We start from the raw sequence: 19,900 nt of genomic DNA on the forward strand, positions 1-19,900 counted from the left end.
TTCGGGTTCATATCCGAAGAGGCCTTTTCTGTAAAGAATTATCCCGAAGGATTAGTAACCAAATATTTGCTCTAAGGTAAGGGTGTTAAGTTTGCCGAATTTTTGCATATCATCAGCTTTTACCTTTTTGTCGGATGCTACAATACAATAGTTGTAAGGTTTATTCGCCACATTATTGGTGTGGAAAGATTTAATATCTGCAAATGTCAGAGGCTGAATACCTTTATATTCATCAATTCTTGAATCGTGGTCAAGACCCAGTCTCTGATCTGCATAATAGTGATTGATGATATCATTTTTTGTAATTCTTGAAGTCACCAGCGCATTTAAAGAATTAGATTTCGAAGATTCAAAGTTTTTATCCGATTCAGGTAAAACATTGAGCAGCTCATTCATCGCACCAACTGCATCATTCATTTTATCAGCCTGGCTACCTACATAGGCCATCATGGCATTGTCTTTCTCTTTTTTGTCAGGCGTTACATAAAATGCAAATGTCGAATAAGCCAATGCTTTAGACTCTCTGATAGTCTGGAAAACAATAGATCCCATACCGCCACCAAAATAGCTGTTAAACAAATTGACTTTAGGCGTTTCTGAAGGGTTATAGACTCCGTTATTTCTTATCCAGCGAATTTCTGACTGTACCATGTCATAGTTGGCAAAGTATACCTGGTTGTCTTTATTATCTGTATAAGTGAAATGCTGGGCCGGGGCAGCTTCAGTAAATGACTGAGGCAATACGTGTACTTTCGCGATATGTTTAGTGAAAGTTTCCGGTGTTTCAGGCCCATAATAATTAACAGCGTGTTTATATGTATTGATATGATGCAGGATATCCAGCAATTGTGAGGAAGTCATTTGCTGTAACTCTTCGTTTGAAAGTACAAAATTCGTTGGATTTTTAGGACCGAATTGTGCATAGTTCATCAGGCCTGAAAGAATAGCACTTTTGTTCAGCTTTGTATTTTCTCTTGATTTAAGAATACTGCTTTTCATCTCTTTTAAAGCTTCTTCATTGGCTTTGCAGTTGGCGAAGATGTGTTCTGTTAAACTTACAGCCTGATCGAAATTTTCCTGCAATCCGCTGATTTCAATTGTCGTCACATCGTTTCTTACGGAAAAGGAATAGTTACAGGCGATATTGTAGAACTGCTTGCTGATTTCTTCTGCAGTATATTTATCAGTACTCAGGAAAGTAAGATATCTCGCTGCGTAAGGTAATAGTTTAGAATTCCAGGCTCCCATATCAAAACGATAGGTGAGTTTGAATATGCTATTTTCTTTGTTTTGGACTGTTACCACATCAGCAATGCCGGTTTTTCCAAAATTCAGATCTTTCTGGTAATCCAGGAATCTGGCTTCAATAGGTTTGGTGGGGGCAGCCAGCAGATTTTTAGTGAAGACAGACGTTTCGTTTGTATTTGTTTTAACAGGAGTGATTGCTGGTTTCTCTACTTTTTGAATGCTCTTGTCTTCGCCTTTATGTTTTAAAATGACTACATAGTCATCCTTGAAAAATTTGTTTGCGAAATCAACAACCTCTTTCTTGTTGATTTTGGCCATGTCATCAGGGTTGCTCAGTGATTTATCCCATTTAGTTGCCCGGTTTAAGATAAATTCATTAGTCACCGCTTCTACCCGGAAATTATTCTTATCAAATGATTCCAGCAGACTCAGTTTACTGTTTGCTACTGTAGCTTTGATCAGACTTTCGTCAAAATTACCACTTCTGATCAGAGCAATCTGATCGAGTAACAGTTGCTTAGCCTGGTCAAGCGTCTGACCTTGTTTAGGCTGGGCAGACAGCGTAAAAGTCCCATAGTCTTTCATCTGCTGGTAACTGGCATATGCACTCAGTACTTTTTGCTGTTTGTTTAGATTAATATCCATTAATCCGGCTTTACCATTTGAAAGGATGCTGGAGATCAGGTCAAGCACCATACTTTCCTTTGTATTTTCAGCATAACCTCTATAACCGATTTTTACAGTCTCCGCACTTGGACCATTAATATCAGCAGTCTGAATTCTGGTTAGTGGTTTTTCCGGTGCAGGGTTGTATAATTCGAGCGGTTTGGCTTTCATATAAGCAAATGACTTAGCCACTTTCTGGATCATTTCATCCGATTTGAAATCACCTGATAATACAATAGCCATATTATTCGGCACATAATATTTGTTATAATACTTGCGGATTTCTACCAGAGAGGGATTTTTTAAATGTTCAATGGTACCAATAGTGGTTTGTTGTCCATAGTTATGGGTTGGATATAACAAGGCATTCATTCTTTCACTGACTTTCCAGGAGTCATTATCCAGGCCTCTGTTTTTTTCCTCATAAACTGCCTCCAGCTCTGTATGAAAAATACGGAATACCGGATTGCGGAAACGTTCTGCCTGTAAGGCAAGGAATTTATCTACTGCATTAGAAGGAAGGTCTTCATTATAAACTGTTTCTTCATACCAGGTATGTGCATTGGTAGATTGTCCACCAATTGATTTCATCATTTTATCGTATTCATTCGCTATCGAATAATTTGAAGCTTCACCCGATGTTTTATCAATCTGCGCATATATTTCTTTCCGTTTAACAGGATCGGTAGTTGCATGATATTTTTCATAGAGGGCCTCTATTTTATCTAACAGAGGTTTTTCTTTAGCATAATCCAGGGTTCCAAAACGATCAGTTCCCTTAAATAACAGATGCTCCAGGTAATGTGCCAGTCCTGTAGAAGTACGCGGATCTGTATTACTACCTGCTCTTACAGCCATACGGTATTCAATGCTCGGTTCTTTAGCATTTTCCGAAAGGATAACTGTCAAGCCGTTTGGTAAAGTATAAAAGCGCGATTTAGTGGGGTCATTGGTCACATATTTATAGCTATAGCCACCGGAAGAGGCAGTCTTCCACTGGTATCCCACCTGTGCCATGAGGGATGATCCTGCCAGAATAAAGCAGGAGAAAATAAGTATTTTTTTTTTCATGTTTAATAAGTTATGTTCAAATATACTTTTTGAAATAGGAATTTCTGGCATTTTTTGTCCCATAATCTTGTACTTTTACCTCCATGAAGAAAGAGCAATCCAGACCCAATATTTTAGTAGTAAATGATGATGGTGTAACTGCACCGGGAATCAGGAATCTGATTGAAGCAGTTAAGGAATTAGGTAATGTCGTAGTGGTTGCACCAGATGGACCGCAATCAGGAATGGGACATGCAATTACGATTGGAAAACCACTGCGTTTTGATCGTGTAGATCTCTATGAAGGTGTTGAAATGTATAAATGTTCAGGTACACCGGTAGATTGTGTGAAACTGGCCGTTAACAAAATATTTAAAGGTAAAAAACCAGATCTCTGCGTTTCGGGGATCAACCACGGACTGAACAATTCAATCAATGTAATTTATTCAGGTACGATGTCTGCTGCTGTAGAAGGAGCTATTGAAGGTATTCCTTCGATTGGATTTTCTTTGGATGATTTTTCTGAAGAAGCTGATTTTAGCCATTGTCTTAAATTTGTTAAGATTATAGCCCGTCAGGTACTCGATCATGGTTTGCCGCAGGCCACTTTGTTAAACGTGAATTTTCCAAAGGGAGAAGAGCTTAAAGGAATTAAAATCTGCCGTCAGGCAAATGCAAAGTGGGCAGAAGAATTTGATGAAAGAAAAGATCCTTACGGACGTCCGTATTACTGGTTAACCGGAGTGTTCCAGAATAATGACAAAGGAGAAGATACAGACGTATGGGCTTTGGATAATGGTTTCGTATCGGTTGTACCGGTGCAGTTTGATCTAACCGCGCATCATGCTATCCCAATATTAAATTCATGGACGTTTAATGATTAAAAATATTAAAAATAGTGTTTGGACAGGCTTCGGAATCGGGCTTGTCCTTCCCGGAATACTGGTTTCTATAGTGTGGTTTATAATGCATACTGTATCTTTTCTGGCAAAGGCTGATCTGTTACTGATTGGTTGTATCGCAGTGAATGCACTGCTATTAAAATATTTTTTTAAAGTCAATAAAGAAAATACCGGAAGGGGAATTCTGAGTGCTACCTTTATCTGGGGTTTCTTATTCTTTTTTTATAAAATGTCACAGTCATGAAGTACTATCTGGTAGCAGGCGAAGCGTCGGGAGATCTCCATGGTGCCAATTTGATGAAGGCACTGAAAGATCAGGACCCCGAAGCTGAATTCAGATATTTTGGTGGCGATAAAATGAAGGCCGAGGGGGGACATCTGGCGAAACATTATGCTGAAATGGCATTTATGGGATTTACAGAAGTTGTGCTCAATCTCAGGACGATATTCCGGAATCTGAAAACCTGTAAAAACGATATCCTGAACTATTCGCCGGATGTACTGATTCTGATAGACTTTCCGGGGTTCAATTTGAAAATAGCTGATTTTGCGAAAGAGCAGGGACTCAGCGTATGCTATTATATCTCTCCGAAAGTATGGGCCTGGAATCAGAAGCGGGTCCTGAAAATTAAAAAGATCGTTGATCACCTGTTTTGTATCCTCCCATTTGAAGTTGATTTCTATAGAGAGTGGGGGATGGAGGTGGATTACGTAGGTAATCCTTTGCTGGATGAGAAAGCTTCTTTTGTACCCGATATTGATTTCTGTGAAAAACAGGGGTTGAATAGTGGGCAGGTAATCGCATTATTGCCAGGTAGCCGTAAACAGGAAATAGAGCGGCTTTTGCCAGCCATGCTGAGTGTTACTGAAGAATTTCCAGATCAGCAGTTCGTCGTTGCTGCTGCTCCCGGTTTTCCAGTGGTTTATTATCAGCAGTTTATCGGGGCAAAAAATGTGAAACTTGTTTTTGGGCAAACTTATGACCTGCTTCATATTGCTACCGCTGCTATAGTTGCCTCCGGTACGGCAACCCTGGAAACGGCTTTATTCCATGTCCCTCAGGTAGTAGTTTATAAAGGAGGTACAATTTCTATTGCAATTGCCAGAATGCTGGTTAAAATCAAATTTATATCATTAGTCAATCTGATTATGAATTCAGAAGTTGTTACGGAGCTGATTCAGGAAGATTGTAATACGATAAATATAGCGGAAAATCTGGCCAGGCTGATTGAAGGGCCGTGGAGAGAAAAGATGCTGAATGACTATAAAGATTTGGCAGAAATAATGGGGAAACCCGGTGCTTCAGCCAGAACGGCTGCGTTGATCCTGCAATATATGCAAAAGAAATAAATGCCTGTCTTATTTTGAAGGCAGGCTTTATGCTAAATTCAAGCGGTTTTTTTTACCAAAAGATTATTGATCCTTTTGACCACATCATCCAGGTCAAATGGCTTACTGATATAATCATCAGCACAAGCCTGCGTGCTCATTTGTTTGCTTCTTGGATTCGCTGACATCACAATAACCGGGATGTGTTTGGTGAACATATCATTTTTCAGGTCATCACAGATTTCGATTCCGTTTCCATCAGGTAACATTACATCGATAATAAAGAGATCAGGTAAAGAGTCCCGTAGTTTGCTTTTCAGCTCGCTGACTGACGAAGAAAGCTGCAGTTCATAACCCTCATCCTTTAATAAATACTCAATGATATACCTGATATCACTGTCATCTTCCAGTACGTGTATCCTTTTGGTCATAATTAATTATGTTAGCTATTTATTTGTTTAATTCTTATCAAATAGTGTTCCACAATATCTCCAATATAGCCGGAGAGATTAAACATTACATTCTTGTGTGTAAAACTTATTCGTTTAAAAAAAAAGGCATCCCATATTCTGAAATGCCCTCTGGAATAGTTTTAAAGATAATTAAGCTGCATCTATAGCATCGCGTAATGCTTTTGCGGCTGCTGCCGGATCTTCAGCACCATATATGGCTGCACCAGCAACGGCTACAATCGCCCCTGCCTGAATGACTGCGGTGATATTTTTAATATTTACACCACCAGCTACCGAAACTGGTACTCCTGCGCGGGCTGCTTCATCAATTAAAACCTGAATAGAATATCCTTCTGTCCATTGTTCATCCAGTCCTGCATGTAGCTCTACAAATGCTGCACCTAAGCTTGTTACTTCCCGGGCACGTTTCACGCGGTCTGCTACGCCAATAGTGTCAACTACTACTCCTTTGCCATGTGCTTTTCCTGCTTTGATTGCACCTGCGATAGTTGCATCACCTGCGGCCCCCAGAACAGTTACTAAATCTGCACCTGCTTTAAAAGCGATATCAGCCTCCAGCTCTCCGGCATCCATAGTTTTTAAATCTGCAAACACCAGTTTATCTGGATGTGCCTGTTTCATTGCAGTAACTACCTTGATCCCTTCATTCTTAATTAATGGGGTACCCAGTTCAATAATATCAATATAAGGAGCGATTTTAGCAGTTAAGGCCAGGGCTGCTGCTGTCGTTAATAAGTCTATTGCTACTTGTAATTTTGCCATGTATTTGTTTTTTATTTAATGTGTTCTAATATTCAATTGGTTATTCCAGATTGGCATGTCTTTCCCAGAGTTCTTCAGCGGGAGTGTTCTCAGCGGCCATCATCGTTTGAAAAATAGCATCAGTCAGCAGGAGCAGGGATTGTTCAAACAGGCTTCCTGCATATTGTGCCGAAATAGTTTTTCCATGATCTTCTTTCTGCGCGGCAGGAATAAGTATAACCTGGCTAGCCAGTCTGGCTAACGGAGAATTGGTTGTGGTAGAAAAGACAACCACCCCGGCACCTGCAGATACGGCTTTTTCTGCTGCCTTGACGATGGTTCCTGTGGAACCTGATCCTGAAGCTGCAATTAGCAGATCTCCTTTTTTTATTGCTGGTGTAGTAGTTTCTCCTGCAACATATACCGTAAACCCGAAGTGCATCATTCGCATGGCAGCAGCTTTTAAAGCCAGGCCTGTACGTCCCGCACCAGTAACAAAAATCCGTTTTGCCCCAAGAAGATAAGGAATTGCTGTTGCCAGCTGATTAAAATCTATGTTGGCTGCGATTCTGTTATTTTCTGCTAAAATCAATTCGAGATTAGCTTTTAAGCCGATGGCATTCTGATCTGTGTTATTCATTGGTTTTTTGTCTGCACCAAAGGTAGTTTGAGCAAATTGTGGGAACGTTATACTATATGCGCATAGTGTGGGATTATTTGGAAACCCATATCTTTGAATTGATGAATGAGAACGCGAGCCCTGGATTAGAAAAGTCATTGATTTATATCAGAAACCTGGAGAACTGCCCTCCAAGTTACCTGAACGATCCCGGAAGAAAGGATTTCTTTGAAATTGTCTGGTTACAGGATGAATTTCCATTACACCTGGCCGGGGATGAAGAGAAATCGGAGCGTGGGGACTGGATTTATCTTATTCCCCCATATCGCGTCCATCAGCTAAATAAAGCAGGTAAAAATGGTATTCTGCTATCTTTTAAAAGAGATTTTCTGGATGACCAGGACAAGGAATTTTATCTTGACCTTTTTAAGATTTTCAATATACAGGGAGAGTTTTCCTGTTTGCCCCTTGCTGTTGATAGTGCTGCCGAACTGAATAAAATCTATCCTTTGCTGGAAGAGGAGTATCAAACACAAAGTAATAGTTTTTTGATTTTAAAGGCTTTACTGAAAGTATTCCTGTTGAAACTGATCCGCATTAAAGAACATGTTTTTACCACTCATGATGTCAATCAGAAAAGAGTATATGAATTTATGCTGCTGCTTGAAGAAAACTATCAGCAGGAACGGAATGCTGAATTTTATGCCGGAGAGCTGGGTTTAAGTGCTAAACGTTTAAACCAGATTTTAAAATCTAAACTGGATAAAACAGTCGTGCAGCTTATTCATGACAGGGTGATTCTGGAGGCAAAGCGACAAATTATACATAGTGAAAATACCCTTAAAGAGATTGCTTATAGCCTGGGGTTTACCGATCGCCCATACTTTAGCCGGTTCTTTAAAAAACAAGCGGGTGTATCTCCCGAAGAATTTCAGAAACAGGCCAGAATCCATATGGAGTCGCTGTTCAATACACTGATTGAATAGACAGAATAGGATAATATTCACTAGCTTTATTTTCTAAACTAAAAAATTTATGAAAAGAATAGCCTTTGCCCTTCTGTTCGTCAGCACTATTGTTGCCTGTAAACAGGAAGACAAGAAAAACCATGCTAACGGGAATGCTAAATTCAGCAAACTCTGCGATCAGTATTACGAAGATTATTTAAAATTAAATCCAATTTCTGCCACTTATTCGGGAGATAACAGATATAATGGCGAGCTACCTAACGATGGGTCGGTGGCTTATCTGAATACTACTAAAAGTTTTTACAAACAATATCTGGATAGCCTGGGTAAATATAACCGCGAGCAGCTGGATGAAAATGACAGATTATCTTTTGATGTATTGAAAGATCAATTGGAGGTAGGATTGGAAGGGCTTAACTATCACTTTGAATATCTCCCTTTTAATCAGATGACTGCGTTACCATTAACGATTGGTCAATTTGGATCCGGTACCGGGGCACAGCCTTTTAAAACGGTTAAGGATTATGAAGACTGGTTGAAGCGTATTAATGCATTTTCTGTCTGGGCTGATACAGCAATCGGGAATTTTAAAAAGGGAATTGCATCCGGTATTGTATTGCCTAAAGCGCTGGTTGTGAAAATGTATCCGCAAATGCTGGGGATGGTTGTCACTGATCCTGCAAAGAGCTTGTTCTACGGTCCGGTTAATCAAATGCCAAAAGAATTTTCGGTAGCAGACAAAAAAAGACTGACAGAGGCTTACCGTAAGTCAATACTAACCGTGATTGTTCCTACCTATAAAAAACTGGGGGATTTTCTGAAAAATGAATATCTGCCAAAGGCGAGAACAACTTCAGGTTTTTCTTCTTTACCTGGCGGGACTGCGATGTATACCTATTTAGTGAAACAACAGACCACAACTACTAAAACACCGGAAGAGATTTATCAGACTGGTTTGAAAGAGGTAGCAAGAATTCATTCGTTAATGGACAGCGTTAAAAATACGACAGGTTTTAAAGGTGATTTGAAGGCGTTTTTTGAATATATGAAAACCGATCCTAAATTCATGCCTTATAAAAAGCCTGCTGAGATTCTCGCTGCATTCGATAACATTCATAAACGGATGGAACCGAATCTGAAAAAGATGTTTACAACAGTTCCAAAAACACCATTTGAAATCCGTCAGACCGAGGCTTTCCGTGCAGCATCAGCAAGTGCTGAATATAATCAGGGATCTGCGGATGGTAAACGTCCTGGTATTTTTTATGTGCCTATATTGGATGCTACCAAATTCAATACAACTTCTGGTATGGAATCTCTGTTCCTTCATGAAGCCATCCCCGGACATCATTATCAGATTTCATTGACTCAGGAAAATACTAATTTGCCTAAATTCCGTCGTTTTGGTATGCACAATGCCTACGTAGAAGGCTGGGCTTTATATTGTGAATCTTTAGGTAAGGAATTAGGACTTTATACAGATCCATACCAGTATATGGGTGCTTTGGGTGACGAAATGCACCGGGCTATCCGTCTGGTTGTAGATGTGGCCATACATACTAAAAATATGACCAGGGAACAGGCCATTAAATATATGATGGATAATGAGGCAATCGACGAGCATGGGGCAACAGCCGAAATTGAACGCTATATGGGAATGCCTGCACAAGCATTGGGTTATAAAACCGGGGCAATGAAAATCCGTGAATTACGTACAAGATACGAGAAAGAATTAGGACCTAAATTTAAGCTGGCCGAGTTCCATCATCAGGTGCTTAAAGACGGGTCTTTACCATTAAGTGTTTTTGAAGCAAAAATGGATGCCTGGGCTGCAACAGTAAAATAATAGTAATTTTTCCCTAGTTAGGAGAATATTCTGACCAGGGAAGAGAAACTTCCCCGGGCAAGCTTATATTGCAGGCTTGTCTGATAAGATCTTTCAATTTCCGGCCCTATAAAAGAGGCCGGAATCAGGTCATCAGGATTGGATCGGAATAATATAGACCATTTTCCTGATGACCTGTTCTTAAATATTTCCAGAATGCCGTGTTTGTGTATTATCCTGTAGAAGGAAAGATTAGGTGATAGTTTTTTTACCTGGAAACTTTCTCCATACAGTGAAACTTTATAATAAATCATATAGGTGTATTTGGTTTTAAGCTAATTGATTCTCTATACGTCTCAAAAATCATTCAGATCAGACGATTTGCTGATCATTCATCTTTTCTTATTGTAATTGTCTGGCTTTGTTCTTCAGCGTTAACGGACAATTGAACAATTGGCACTAGTGTTTTTCTAAAATCGTTTTAATTATTAACGATGATATTCTGCGATTTGTTGCGGAAGATGAAACTGAAAAACGCCTTCCTTATCAATAAGGTTAAAATTACTCTTCTGAGGGCAATTTATTTTTTCTTTTTTTAATAATAGCTCTTTGTCATGGATAAATACATTTCATAATATTTTTTAACTATTGTGTACTTTAAAATAATATTAAAAAGTATTCTGTTTATAATAATATTATTTATTAAGTTTGACGCCTAACCAGAATAATGACCGTGATCATCGAGAAGAGTAAACTCTTAAGGGCAGATATAATCAGACAACTATACTATAAACATCCGCTTTCCTTAACTGAACTGAGCAGGTTAACTAACAAAAGTTTACCACTGGTTACTAAAGTCGTAAACAATCTCATTACAGAAGGTTATATCGTTGAACAAGGTCTTGCTCCATCAACAGGCGGCAGAAGAGCATCACAATTTCTACTCAATCCGGACAACCAGAAGTACATCGTTTCCATAGCCATGGATCAGTTGATAACCCGTATGGTTATTTATGATTTAGCGCATCAAATGGTTGTGCCTGTAAAATCAGTTCATCTTATCATTGCTGAAGATAAATATGGGGTGTCCAAACTGGTTGATTTTATAAAAGAAAACCTGTTATTAGCTGGCATTCAAAGAAAAAACCTTTTAGGTGTAGGTCTGGGCATGCCAGGATTCATTAATATTGAAGAAGGGATTAATCATTCCTATCTGAAACCCGAAAACGGGCAGAACCTGCAACAATATTTAACTGCTGAATTAGATTTACCAGTATTTATTGACAATGATTCTAGCCTGATCGCATTGGCCGAATGGCATTTTGGTGCGGCAAAGGGGATGAAAGATGTGCTGGTTGCCAATATTGGCTGGGGTACCGGACTAGGTATGATTGTCAACGGACAGCTTTACAGGGGAAGCAGTGGTTATGCCGGAGAATTCAGTCATATTCCATTATCAAATACCAATAACCTTTGCTCCTGTGGCAAAAGGGGCTGTCTGGAAGTAGAAACTTCATTACTGGTCATGACTCAGAGAGCGATAGCAGAGATCGAAGGAGGGGCAGCATCCAGTATGACCACTCTTTTTAAAGACAAAAGCAAAGATATCGGGGAGCTTTTCCTTGAAGCCGCAAGTAATCATGATCCACTTGCTGTTTCTATTCTTTCTGATGCAGCCTTTTTACTTGGAAAAGGGCTAGCTACTTTAATCCATATTATGAATCCTGAATGTATTGTATTGAGTGGTCGCGGAGCGATGGCCGGAAAAATTCTGTTACCTCCCATACAACAGGCGATCAATGAATTTTGTATTCCCCGGATGGCAGATCAGACTTCCATTGTATTGTCAGAACTGGCGGTGAATGCTGAGTTGCTGGCTGCGGCAAGTCTGGTCATTGAAAATAGCCAGTTCGAATTTTAATAAGCAAACAAACCAATTTAATATATAAATCTAATCAAGCATGAAAAAAATCTACTCCAGATGTTTAAGTGTTTTATTGTTAACATTGCTGACAATAACCGCTTATGCACAAAAAACTGTATCCGGAAAGGTACAGGATGCTACGGGTACCCCGGTGCCTGCAGTGAGTATACTTGTAAAAGGTACAAATAAAGGTACCAGTACCGATGGCAATGGTAAATTCTCTATTTCGGTTCCCGAAGGAGGTACTTTGGTATTTCGTTATATCGGATACAAGATGCAGGAAGTTCCGGTAGGCTCATCGGCTACTTTAAACATCGTTTTGCAGGATGATAATAAAAATCTGACAGAAGTTGTCGTTACTGCATTAGGTATTAAGAGAGAAAAAAAATCTCTTGGTTATGCTGTGCAGGAAGTTAAAGGAGAATCTTTGGTTGAAGCCAGAGAACCAAACCTGGCCAATACGCTTTCTGGTAAAGTTTCAGGTTTGCAGGTTATCCGTTCCAGTAATGGGCCGGCAGGTTCTTCAAAAATCAACTTAAGAGGAAATAACTCTTTGACTGGTGATAACCAGCCGCTGATTGTGGTTGATGGAGTGCCTTTGAATAATTTCACCGGAGCAATTGATAATTTCTCAGGTAAACAAAACAGTGATTTTTTCAATCCTTCTCTGGATATGGGAAATGGTCTTTCCGATATCAACCCTGAGGATATTGAAAGTATGTCTGTACTGAAAGGGCCAGCGGCATCAGCACTTTATGGTTCAAGAGCAGGTAACGGAGTAATTCTGGTTACTACTAAAAGCGGAAAAGCCCAGAAAGGATTAGGCATAACTGTTTCTTCAACTTTAGGTATTGAAAGTGTTTTCACAAATCCAAAAGCGCAAAGTGATTTTGGACAGGGCTCAAATAATATATTCGATCCTTTGTCAGGTTCGAGCTGGGGACCTAAAGTTGCTGGTCAGACCGTAACCAACTGGAATGGTACCCAGTCTCCTATGAAAACCTATAATAACATCAATGATTATCTGAATACCGGGATAAGTTCAAATCAAAGTGTAGCATTTCAACAACAGGTTAAGTCTACTTCGGTTTATACTTCTTTTAACCGTTTAGATGATAAGGGGATTATTCCAGGGGCTGAATTACAGCGGACAAACCTGATGGCCAGGGCAACAACTAAATTCGGTGAAGGTGACAGATGGCAGACAGATACGAAGATACAATACAGTAATTCTAATGCCATGAACAGGCCTGCAGGCGGTTCTAATTCAAGTAACATCTTTTCTACATTATACAATTTTCCAAGATCATTAGATATCACGCAATTTAATCCTGCTGTCGATGGCAACAACAAAATGATCTGGTACAGTCCGACAAGTACGCAGCTCAATCCATACTGGGCAAGGCAGTATAACCTTAATCAGGATGTCAGAGACAGATATATCATGAACGGGTCGTTAAAATACAATTTCAATAGCTGGTTAAATGCTGAAGTAAAAGCAGGAGCTGATAAGTATAGTACTACAGCCGAAGAGAAACTTTATGCAGGTAGTCCTTCGTCAACAACAGGCCGTTACAGTTTGAGTAAACAGTCTTTTACAGAAACAAATTTCAGTGCATTAGTTAACGGGCACAAAGATAATATCTTTGGTCGTCTGGGTGGAGCCTTCAGTGTTGGTGCTAATGCGATGTCACAACAGTTAAGTGCTTTAAGTGCAAACACAGGTGATATGACTGTGCCGAATTTCTTCTCTTTAAATAATGGTAAAAATCCAGCGACTATCGGACAGATTTTGAATAAGAAAAAGATCAATTCTGTGTATGGTACCGTACAGGCAAACTGGGACGGCTATTTATTCGTGGACGGAACTTTCAGGAATGATAAGACCTCTACTTTAGCTCCTGGTAAGAACTCTTATTTTTATCCTTCAGTGAGCTTTTCGTACGTGATTACAGAAATGTTCAGCAAAATGGGTAAAGAGTTACCTTCATGGATAAGTTATGCCAAACTGAGAGCATCTGCTGCTACGGTAGGTAACGACATGGCTCCTTATCAGTTATACAATACTTACGTTATCAATAAAGATCCGAATGGAAACCCTATAGCTTCGAGAAATGACGTGCTATACAATCCTGATGTGAAAAATGAGTTGATTAAATCTTATGAGGCAGGAGCAGAGATGCGTTTCTTTAAAAGCCGGGTAGGTTTTGATTTGTCAGTATATAAGTCAAATGCTACAAATCAATTGATTGATATTCCATTGGATCCTTTGAGTGGTTATAAAGCTGTGAAAGTTAATTCAGGAAATATCCAGAATACTGGTGTTGAACTGATGGTAGATGCACATATCCTGGATAATCCAAATTCATTGAACTGGAATGTAGCATTAAACTATTCACACAATAATAACACCGTGAAATCTTTGAGCCCTGGTATTCCACAGTATTCTCTGGCTGGTTTTGATGATGTTAAAATTCTGGCAGTAGAAGGACAGAAGTATGGAGAGATTTATGGTAGTAAATTTTTGCGTGTGACTGACGCCAGCAGTCCATACAATGGCCAGATTTTATTAGATGCCAATGGTTTGCCACAAAAGGGTGATCAGAATGTGAAATTAGGAAATCAACAGGCAAATGCACTGGTTGGTATTACCAATACATTCAGTTACAAAGGGTTTAATCTTTCCTTCCTGGTTGACGGGCGTTTTGGTGGAAAGATTTTCTCAACCACATTGTTAGCCATGCAGAAAAGCGGCACAGCTAATAATACTGTAGTTAATGGTTCAAGAGACAATATGGTTGCTGCGGGGGTTATCCTTGATCCGGCAACAAACCAATACGTGAAAAATACAAAAGCGGTAACTCCGCAACAATACTGGTCGGCTGTGGGTACCGGTAACCTGGGTATTACAGAAGCCAACCTTTATGATGCTTCTAATATCAGAATCAGAAATATAAATCTGAGCTACAATTTATCTCCAAAACTTTTGGCTAAAACTCCTATTCAGAGAGCAAAAATTGGGGTGTCTTGTAATAACGTCTGGTTAATCAGCAGCCATATGAACGGTATTGACCCTGAATCGGTTTTTGCTACCGGAACTAATGCTGTAGGGTTTGAGAACTCCAGCGCACCTACCACACGTACCGTTTCCTTTAATTTAACCTTAGGCTTTTAATCTTTCTATTACGATGAAACATATATTATCAAAATCATGTGCCCTTATTGCTGCTGCAATGTTCGTGGGATCATGTAAGAAAATTGATCAGATCAATACCAGCCAGACTGCTGCCAATGGCGACCAGGTTCAGGTTGAATATTTTATAAATAACTCCATTATTTCGGCGCAGATGGATCCGGATGTTGCCGAGAGATCCTTTGTGCTTTATTGGAAACCAGCCGGACATCAGGCAGCTGATGTGGATGGCGGAGCAATCTCTGTCGCTAATTATGACGACGGATGGACAAGTTCCTATTACAATCAGGTATCGACCTGGTTAAATTATGCGAATACAGCTATACAGATAGGTAATCAGCAAATTGCAGCTGGTAAAGCTCAGCCTTATACCAAAAACCTGATTCAGGTAGCCCGTATATGGAGAGCTTATTTAATGAGCGAGATGTCTGATAATTTTGGTCCGATTCCGGTTAAAGCTTTTGAAAATACAAATCCAGACTTTTCGGACGTAAAGACCGTATATTATTATTTACTGGATGAGTTGAAAGACGCAAGTTCAAAACTGGATCTTTCTGTCGTGAATACAGCAGATTTAGTAAAATTAGATCCTTCTTATGCCTATAATTACGCCAACTGGCAGAGATATGCCAATTCCATGCGTTTACGTCTGGCCATGAGGTTGTCTGAAGTTGATCCTGCAAAAGCTCAGGCTGAGTTTGAGGCTGCAGCTGCGACTAATAACTTTATCACAACAAAAGATCAGAGTTTCCAGGTACAGGAAAAAGATGGCTGGAGTGCCTTAAGTGGTGTGATGAGCCGTCCATGGGATACACAACCTTTATCAGCGACTTTGAACAATCTTTTTGTTGGTCTTGGAGGTGTAAAAACACAGGATCAATTAGGTGCCGATTTTCAGCCCTTTATTAAATCTGCCGACTGGTTAGGCCAACGTTACCCTGATCAATTTGCTACTAAAACAAATGATCCTGCTGCGGGATACTGGTTTAATGGTTTACCGTTTACAATCGATCCACGTGCTTTTGTATTGTTCAGTATCCCTGGTGATCTGACCAATCCAAACTATCCGAACCAAAATGGTAATTATGATACAGTGACTTCAAGGTTGCTGAAAGATGCTAACGGAGCAACAGTTAAAACGGTTGATGCTAAATATACCTGGAATGCGAAGACTGATGGAAACTGGGGACAGAAAGACCAGATGAACCAATTGGTTAATTATGGAGGGACTATGCCACGTATCAATATGCAGTTTAGAAACAGCACCCAAAAAAGATTATTCTTCGGACCTTGGGAAACTTACTTTTTACTGGCAGAAGGTGCTGAACGCGGATGGAATTCTCCAATGGGCGCACAAGCTGCTTACGAAACTGGTATTGCTAAAAGCTTTGATTACTGGGGTGTATCTATGGGATCTTATATAACATCTCAGGATTACAACAGAGTTGGAACATCTGTAAGCTGGACACATACTACCGAACCCAATGCGGGACGTGTGATGAAGTATGAAGATGGAATGACTGGTACACCAGGTACAGTTACTGTAAATTATCCAAAAAATGATCTGTATAAAAACGGAGCAGTTAAAAATGACCATTTAACAAAAATCATTACACAGAAATTTATCGCTCAGACCCCATGGTTGCCATTGGAAGCATGGAATGATCATAGACGATTAGGATTGCCGTTTTTTGAAAATCCGGTTATTGAACTTCCAATAACTACTTTGCCTGCATTGAACGATGGTTCTTATATGACCAGCAGTGTTAAGTTTTTCCCTCAGCGTTTAAAATATCCTTCAAGTCTGATTAATACAAATTCATCAGGTTATAACCAGGCAGTCTCTGCACTTGCTGGTCAGGATGCTGTTTTAACCCCGTTATGGTGGGCTAAAAAATAAGTTATCGGGATATCCGAAACGGAAAGGGGTGGATGTTATCAATAACATTCACCCCTTTTTTGATTTTAAATCAGCTTATTGTCTGATCACTTTAAATTCAGTTCTGCGGTTTAGCTGATGCATTGCATCCGAACATTTGACCCCATTGCTACAGCCATTGAGCAACTGTGTTTCGCCATAACCTTTTCCGGTGATCCTGCTTTTGTCAATTCCTCTGGAAATGATATACTGCACGGCAGAATTGGCTCTTTTTTGTGATAACCACAGGTTGTACTGATCCTTACCTCTGCTGTCGGTGAAGGAGCTGAGTTCCACCCCGATGTTTTCATTGGTTTTCATGGTCGAGACCAGTTTATCCAGTTCTCTTGCGGCATCAGGTCTGATATTGGATTTGTCAAAATCATAATAAATATTGTTGATGACAATAGCTTTGTTGAGCACAAGTGTTTCCAGGAACAAGTCTTTATGCAGGACTGTTGAAGTCGTTAAGTTCATGGTTGTCAGCGAAGCCCCATCCGAGCTGTAACCAGGTTTTTCTGCTTTGAGAGTGTAATCTGCCTCCTGATCCAAGCCAAAGCTGTAAGCACCACGGCTGTCTGTTTGTGTGGTCAGCGTATTTCCCCCCTGTTTGTTCAGGGTGATGGTTGCCCCAGCAATCGGCTGATTAGTTTTGCGGTCATAGACAGTACCCTGGAGTTTGAAATCGAGGATCATTTTAGCGGCAAAGCTGTAGATATCATCACTGCCCATTCCTCCCGGACGATTGGAAGCCATCAGTGCATTTCCTTTGAGGCTGAGGTTGAAAGCGAAATCATCCTGCGGTGAATTGACCGGGTAGCCCAGGTTGACAGGGGTTCCCAGTCCAGCAGCTGTTTTAGCAGCTTTATAAATATCAAGTCCACCCATACCTACCAGTCCGTCACTGCTGAAATAGAAGTTCCCCTGCTGATCGGTAAAAGGACTGCGTTCATTGCCAGGGGTATTGAAAGCCACGAGATTGACTGCCTCTGCCCAGGTTCCATCTGCATTTTTGCTGCAGCTGTAGATATCTGTTCCACCTTTCCCCCCAGGCATGGAAGAAACGAAGTAGAGTGTATTTCCATCGGCAGAGATAAAAGGATCACCGACCGACCATTCATTGACTTTATTGTATCTGAACGGGACTGGTTTGCCCCATACGCCATTGGCATCTTTGGTACTGCTGTAGACTTCCAGGTTAATGGTTGCAGGTTGTCCTTTCTGGCGGATAATTTTTTTTGGTATTCTGGTGAGGGTAAAATAAATGGTATTGCCATCCGCAGTAAAAGTGGCCGCTCCAATATGGTAATTGGTCTGCGGGTTGATTGGGAAAAGCTTTAAGCTATCATCGGCTTCCTTTTTCTGATACAGGCGCAGGTACTGATTTCCTGTCCATCCATAATGAGCAGGATCTGGTAACTTGGTCTGGCTGTCAAATTTGAGGAAAGGTTTGCGGTAGATTGTTCCAGCCTGTGCAGGTAAATTTCTGTCAGAAGTGAATACAATACTTTGCTGATAGGCAACCGCTCCCCAGTCTGAATCTGTACTGTTAAGCCCTTTTTCATTGACCAGGGTTACTGGTTTGGGGTTTGCAGTCCAGTAGGCTGCCGAATCACAGGAAGCGCTCCAGATTTGCTGCTGCTGTGGGCTGATGCCTGGTTTTAAGCTTGCATATTTCTGGTACTGAATTTTAGCCTCCTGATATTTGGCATTGCTTTGTAAGGCCCTGGCATAATAGAGGGTGTTTTCAGGTGTACTTTCGGGCATGGCCGAGGCGATGGCATACCAGGATTCTGCCTTTGGATAATTGTCTGTCAGGCGATAGGTATCGGCCAGTCTTGTCGCGGCATGGAGGGTTTGTTTTTTCTGATAAGCCTTCTCATAGAGTGCTGCTGCCTGGTTATAATTGTATAATTCAAACTGCTGATCAGCCTGCTTCAGGATATACTGTGCCTTTGTTTTTATGGTAGTCAGGGACAGCACAATGGTTGCTGTGATTATCCCTGACTGTATTGATTTGATGCTGCTCATGGATGGGAAGCGTTAGAATATAAATGATAAAATTTTAGAAGTACCTAGGTGATTTCATTCTGGTATTTTTGGTATTGAAATAATAACCGATTGATATTTCATGAGTACCGCTGCTGTATCCCTGCAAAGGCCCGATGGAGATATCATAGGCATAACCAATCCGGAGCGTTTTGGTTGGGAATACTTCTATGGCAGCCACTGCGGAGTTACGGTTACTGAGGTCTCTTTGGAGATAGTCTTTGTTGTAGAGTTTAACCCCTGTGCGGTAAGAGCCCCCGATCCATATCCTGTCCATGAACAGGACAAAGGCATTAATGTCTAGACTGGTCGGGCCAGCACGGTCATCCTTTAACAGGAAAGACGGCTTCAATAAGATGTCCTGTCCCAGAGGGATGAGTGTACCTGCGGTTAAATAATAATGAGGTTTGGGTTGAGGAATAAAAGCGTAGCGATCTACATTGATATATTGGGCGATGAGGTTATCGGCAGAGAATCCTGCATAATAGCGGTCATCGGAATAATATACCCCGACTCTGGCATCGGGCAGGATGGTACTTTGGGTACCTGTAGGCTGATCGATTTCCGGATCATTGGGATTTAACATGGAACCGTCTATGCCGAGTTGTTCCATTCCGATCCCTACCCCGAAGGCAAGTCTTGAACTTCCCGAAGCGTTCATTCTCAGGCGATAGGCATAATTGGCATAAGCGGCCAGGTTACTCTGAGCACCGAGTTTATCGGCCGATACCTGGAGGGCTAGTCCGACATTACCATCATTAGCTGTCGCATCTACAGCGAGAGAGAAGGTTGTTGGAGCCCCTTTAATCCCAGTCCACTGGCTGCGGTAAAAACTATGGAGGTTCAATTGCTCTTTATATCCTGCATAGGCAGGATTGATATAGATGCCGTTGAACATATACTGGCTGAACTGCGCGTCTTGTTGTGCTTTGACCACCTCTGAAGGAAGTAGCAGGGTGAAAACCAACACTATTAATAACAAGCTTCTTTTCATA

At 40.6% G+C, this 19,900-nt stretch carries 15 protein-coding genes; 8 read left to right on the forward strand and 7 right to left on the reverse strand.

Annotated elements, in window-relative coordinates; all coding sequences use genetic code 11:
* Positions 1-51: 51 nt before the first annotated feature.
* A complete protein-coding gene (locus HDF25_RS13890; RefSeq protein ID WP_184625684.1) occupies positions 52-2,985 on the reverse strand; it encodes a M16 family metallopeptidase in 2,934 nt (977 codons plus the stop codon).
* A gap of 83 nt (positions 2,986-3,068) precedes the next feature.
* Here HDF25_RS13890 and surE point away from each other — a divergent pair, with 83 nt between their 5' ends.
* The 3 genes from surE to lpxB are packed head-to-tail and all read left to right on the forward strand — an operon-like array spanning position 3,069 to position 5,216.
* Positions 3,069-3,848 carry a 5'/3'-nucleotidase SurE gene (surE, locus tag HDF25_RS13895; protein ID WP_184625686.1) on the forward strand — a complete coding sequence of 260 codons (780 nt, stop codon included), beginning with the start codon at positions 3,069-3,071 and terminating at the stop codon, positions 3,846-3,848.
* Complete coding sequence (locus HDF25_RS13900; RefSeq protein ID WP_184625688.1) at positions 3,841-4,110, forward strand: stationary phase survival protein SurE; 270 nt, start codon at positions 3,841-3,843, stop codon at positions 4,108-4,110. The genes surE and HDF25_RS13900 overlap by 8 nt, the downstream gene beginning before the upstream one ends.
* Complete coding sequence (lpxB, locus tag HDF25_RS13905; protein WP_184625690.1) at positions 4,107-5,216, forward strand: lipid-A-disaccharide synthase; 1,110 nt, start codon at positions 4,107-4,109, stop codon at positions 5,214-5,216. Before HDF25_RS13900 ends, lpxB begins: the two co-directional genes overlap by 4 nt.
* 38 nt (positions 5,217-5,254) lie before the next feature.
* Here the strand turns inward: lpxB and HDF25_RS13910 are convergent, their stop codons facing one another.
* From HDF25_RS13910 to hxlB, 3 genes are all read right to left on the reverse strand, one after another.
* Positions 5,255-5,626: a response regulator transcription factor gene (locus HDF25_RS13910; protein ID WP_184625692.1), complete on the reverse strand. Its 372-nt coding sequence runs from the start codon at positions 5,624-5,626 to the stop codon at positions 5,255-5,257.
* A gap of 171 nt (positions 5,627-5,797) precedes the next feature.
* Complete coding sequence (hxlA, locus tag HDF25_RS13915; RefSeq protein WP_184625694.1) at positions 5,798-6,430, reverse strand: 3-hexulose-6-phosphate synthase; 633 nt, start codon at positions 6,428-6,430, stop codon at positions 5,798-5,800.
* 40 nt (positions 6,431-6,470) lie between these two features.
* The gene (gene hxlB, locus HDF25_RS13920; RefSeq protein WP_184625696.1) at positions 6,471-7,049 is read right to left on the reverse strand and encodes a 6-phospho-3-hexuloisomerase; all 579 of its coding nucleotides are present in this window, start codon (positions 7,047-7,049) and stop codon (positions 6,471-6,473) included.
* A 101-nt stretch (positions 7,050-7,150) separates the two neighbouring features.
* Between hxlB and HDF25_RS13925 the strand changes: the two genes are divergently transcribed.
* Together HDF25_RS13925 and HDF25_RS13930 are read left to right on the forward strand one after the other, a co-directional pair.
* Positions 7,151-8,014 carry a helix-turn-helix domain-containing protein gene (locus HDF25_RS13925; RefSeq protein WP_184625698.1) on the forward strand — a complete coding sequence of 288 codons (864 nt, stop codon included), beginning with the start codon at positions 7,151-7,153 and terminating at the stop codon, positions 8,012-8,014.
* 49 nt (positions 8,015-8,063) lie between these two features.
* Complete coding sequence (locus tag HDF25_RS13930; protein ID WP_184625701.1) at positions 8,064-9,842, forward strand: DUF885 domain-containing protein; 1,779 nt, start codon at positions 8,064-8,066, stop codon at positions 9,840-9,842.
* Between the two features lie 17 nt (positions 9,843-9,859).
* On the opposite strand, the gene HDF25_RS13935 is transcribed toward HDF25_RS13930, so the two are convergent.
* Positions 9,860-10,135 (reverse strand): hypothetical protein, encoded by a 276-nt coding sequence (locus tag HDF25_RS13935; RefSeq protein WP_184625703.1) that lies wholly within the window; start codon positions 10,133-10,135, stop codon positions 9,860-9,862.
* A 413-nt stretch (positions 10,136-10,548) separates the two neighbouring features.
* Between HDF25_RS13935 and HDF25_RS13940 the strand changes: the two genes are divergently transcribed.
* The 3 genes from HDF25_RS13940 to HDF25_RS13950 are packed head-to-tail and all read left to right on the forward strand — an operon-like array spanning position 10,549 to position 16,838.
* Positions 10,549-11,742 (forward strand): ROK family protein, encoded by a 1,194-nt coding sequence (locus HDF25_RS13940; protein ID WP_184625705.1) that lies wholly within the window; start codon positions 10,549-10,551, stop codon positions 11,740-11,742.
* Between the two features lie 40 nt (positions 11,743-11,782).
* On the forward strand, positions 11,783-14,920 hold the full coding sequence (locus HDF25_RS13945) for a SusC/RagA family TonB-linked outer membrane protein (protein WP_184625707.1): 3,138 nt from the start codon (positions 11,783-11,785) through the stop codon (positions 14,918-14,920).
* A gap of 13 nt (positions 14,921-14,933) precedes the next feature.
* Positions 14,934-16,838 carry a SusD/RagB family nutrient-binding outer membrane lipoprotein gene (locus tag HDF25_RS13950; protein WP_184625709.1) on the forward strand — a complete coding sequence of 635 codons (1,905 nt, stop codon included), beginning with the start codon at positions 14,934-14,936 and terminating at the stop codon, positions 16,836-16,838.
* Between the two features lie 75 nt (positions 16,839-16,913).
* Here the strand turns inward: HDF25_RS13950 and HDF25_RS13955 are convergent, their stop codons facing one another.
* On the reverse strand, positions 16,914-18,887 hold the full coding sequence (locus HDF25_RS13955; protein ID WP_184625711.1) for an OmpA family protein: 1,974 nt from the start codon (positions 18,885-18,887) through the stop codon (positions 16,914-16,916).
* A 34-nt stretch (positions 18,888-18,921) separates the two neighbouring features.
* Positions 18,922-19,899, reverse strand: a complete 978-nt coding sequence (locus HDF25_RS13960) for a type IX secretion system membrane protein PorP/SprF (RefSeq protein WP_184625713.1) — start codon at positions 19,897-19,899, stop codon at positions 18,922-18,924.
* Position 19,900: the final 1 nt, after the last annotated feature.

It is taken from the genome of Pedobacter cryoconitis (genome assembly GCF_014207135.1).
Lineage (GTDB): Bacteria > Bacteroidota > Bacteroidia > Sphingobacteriales > Sphingobacteriaceae > Pedobacter > Pedobacter cryoconitis_D.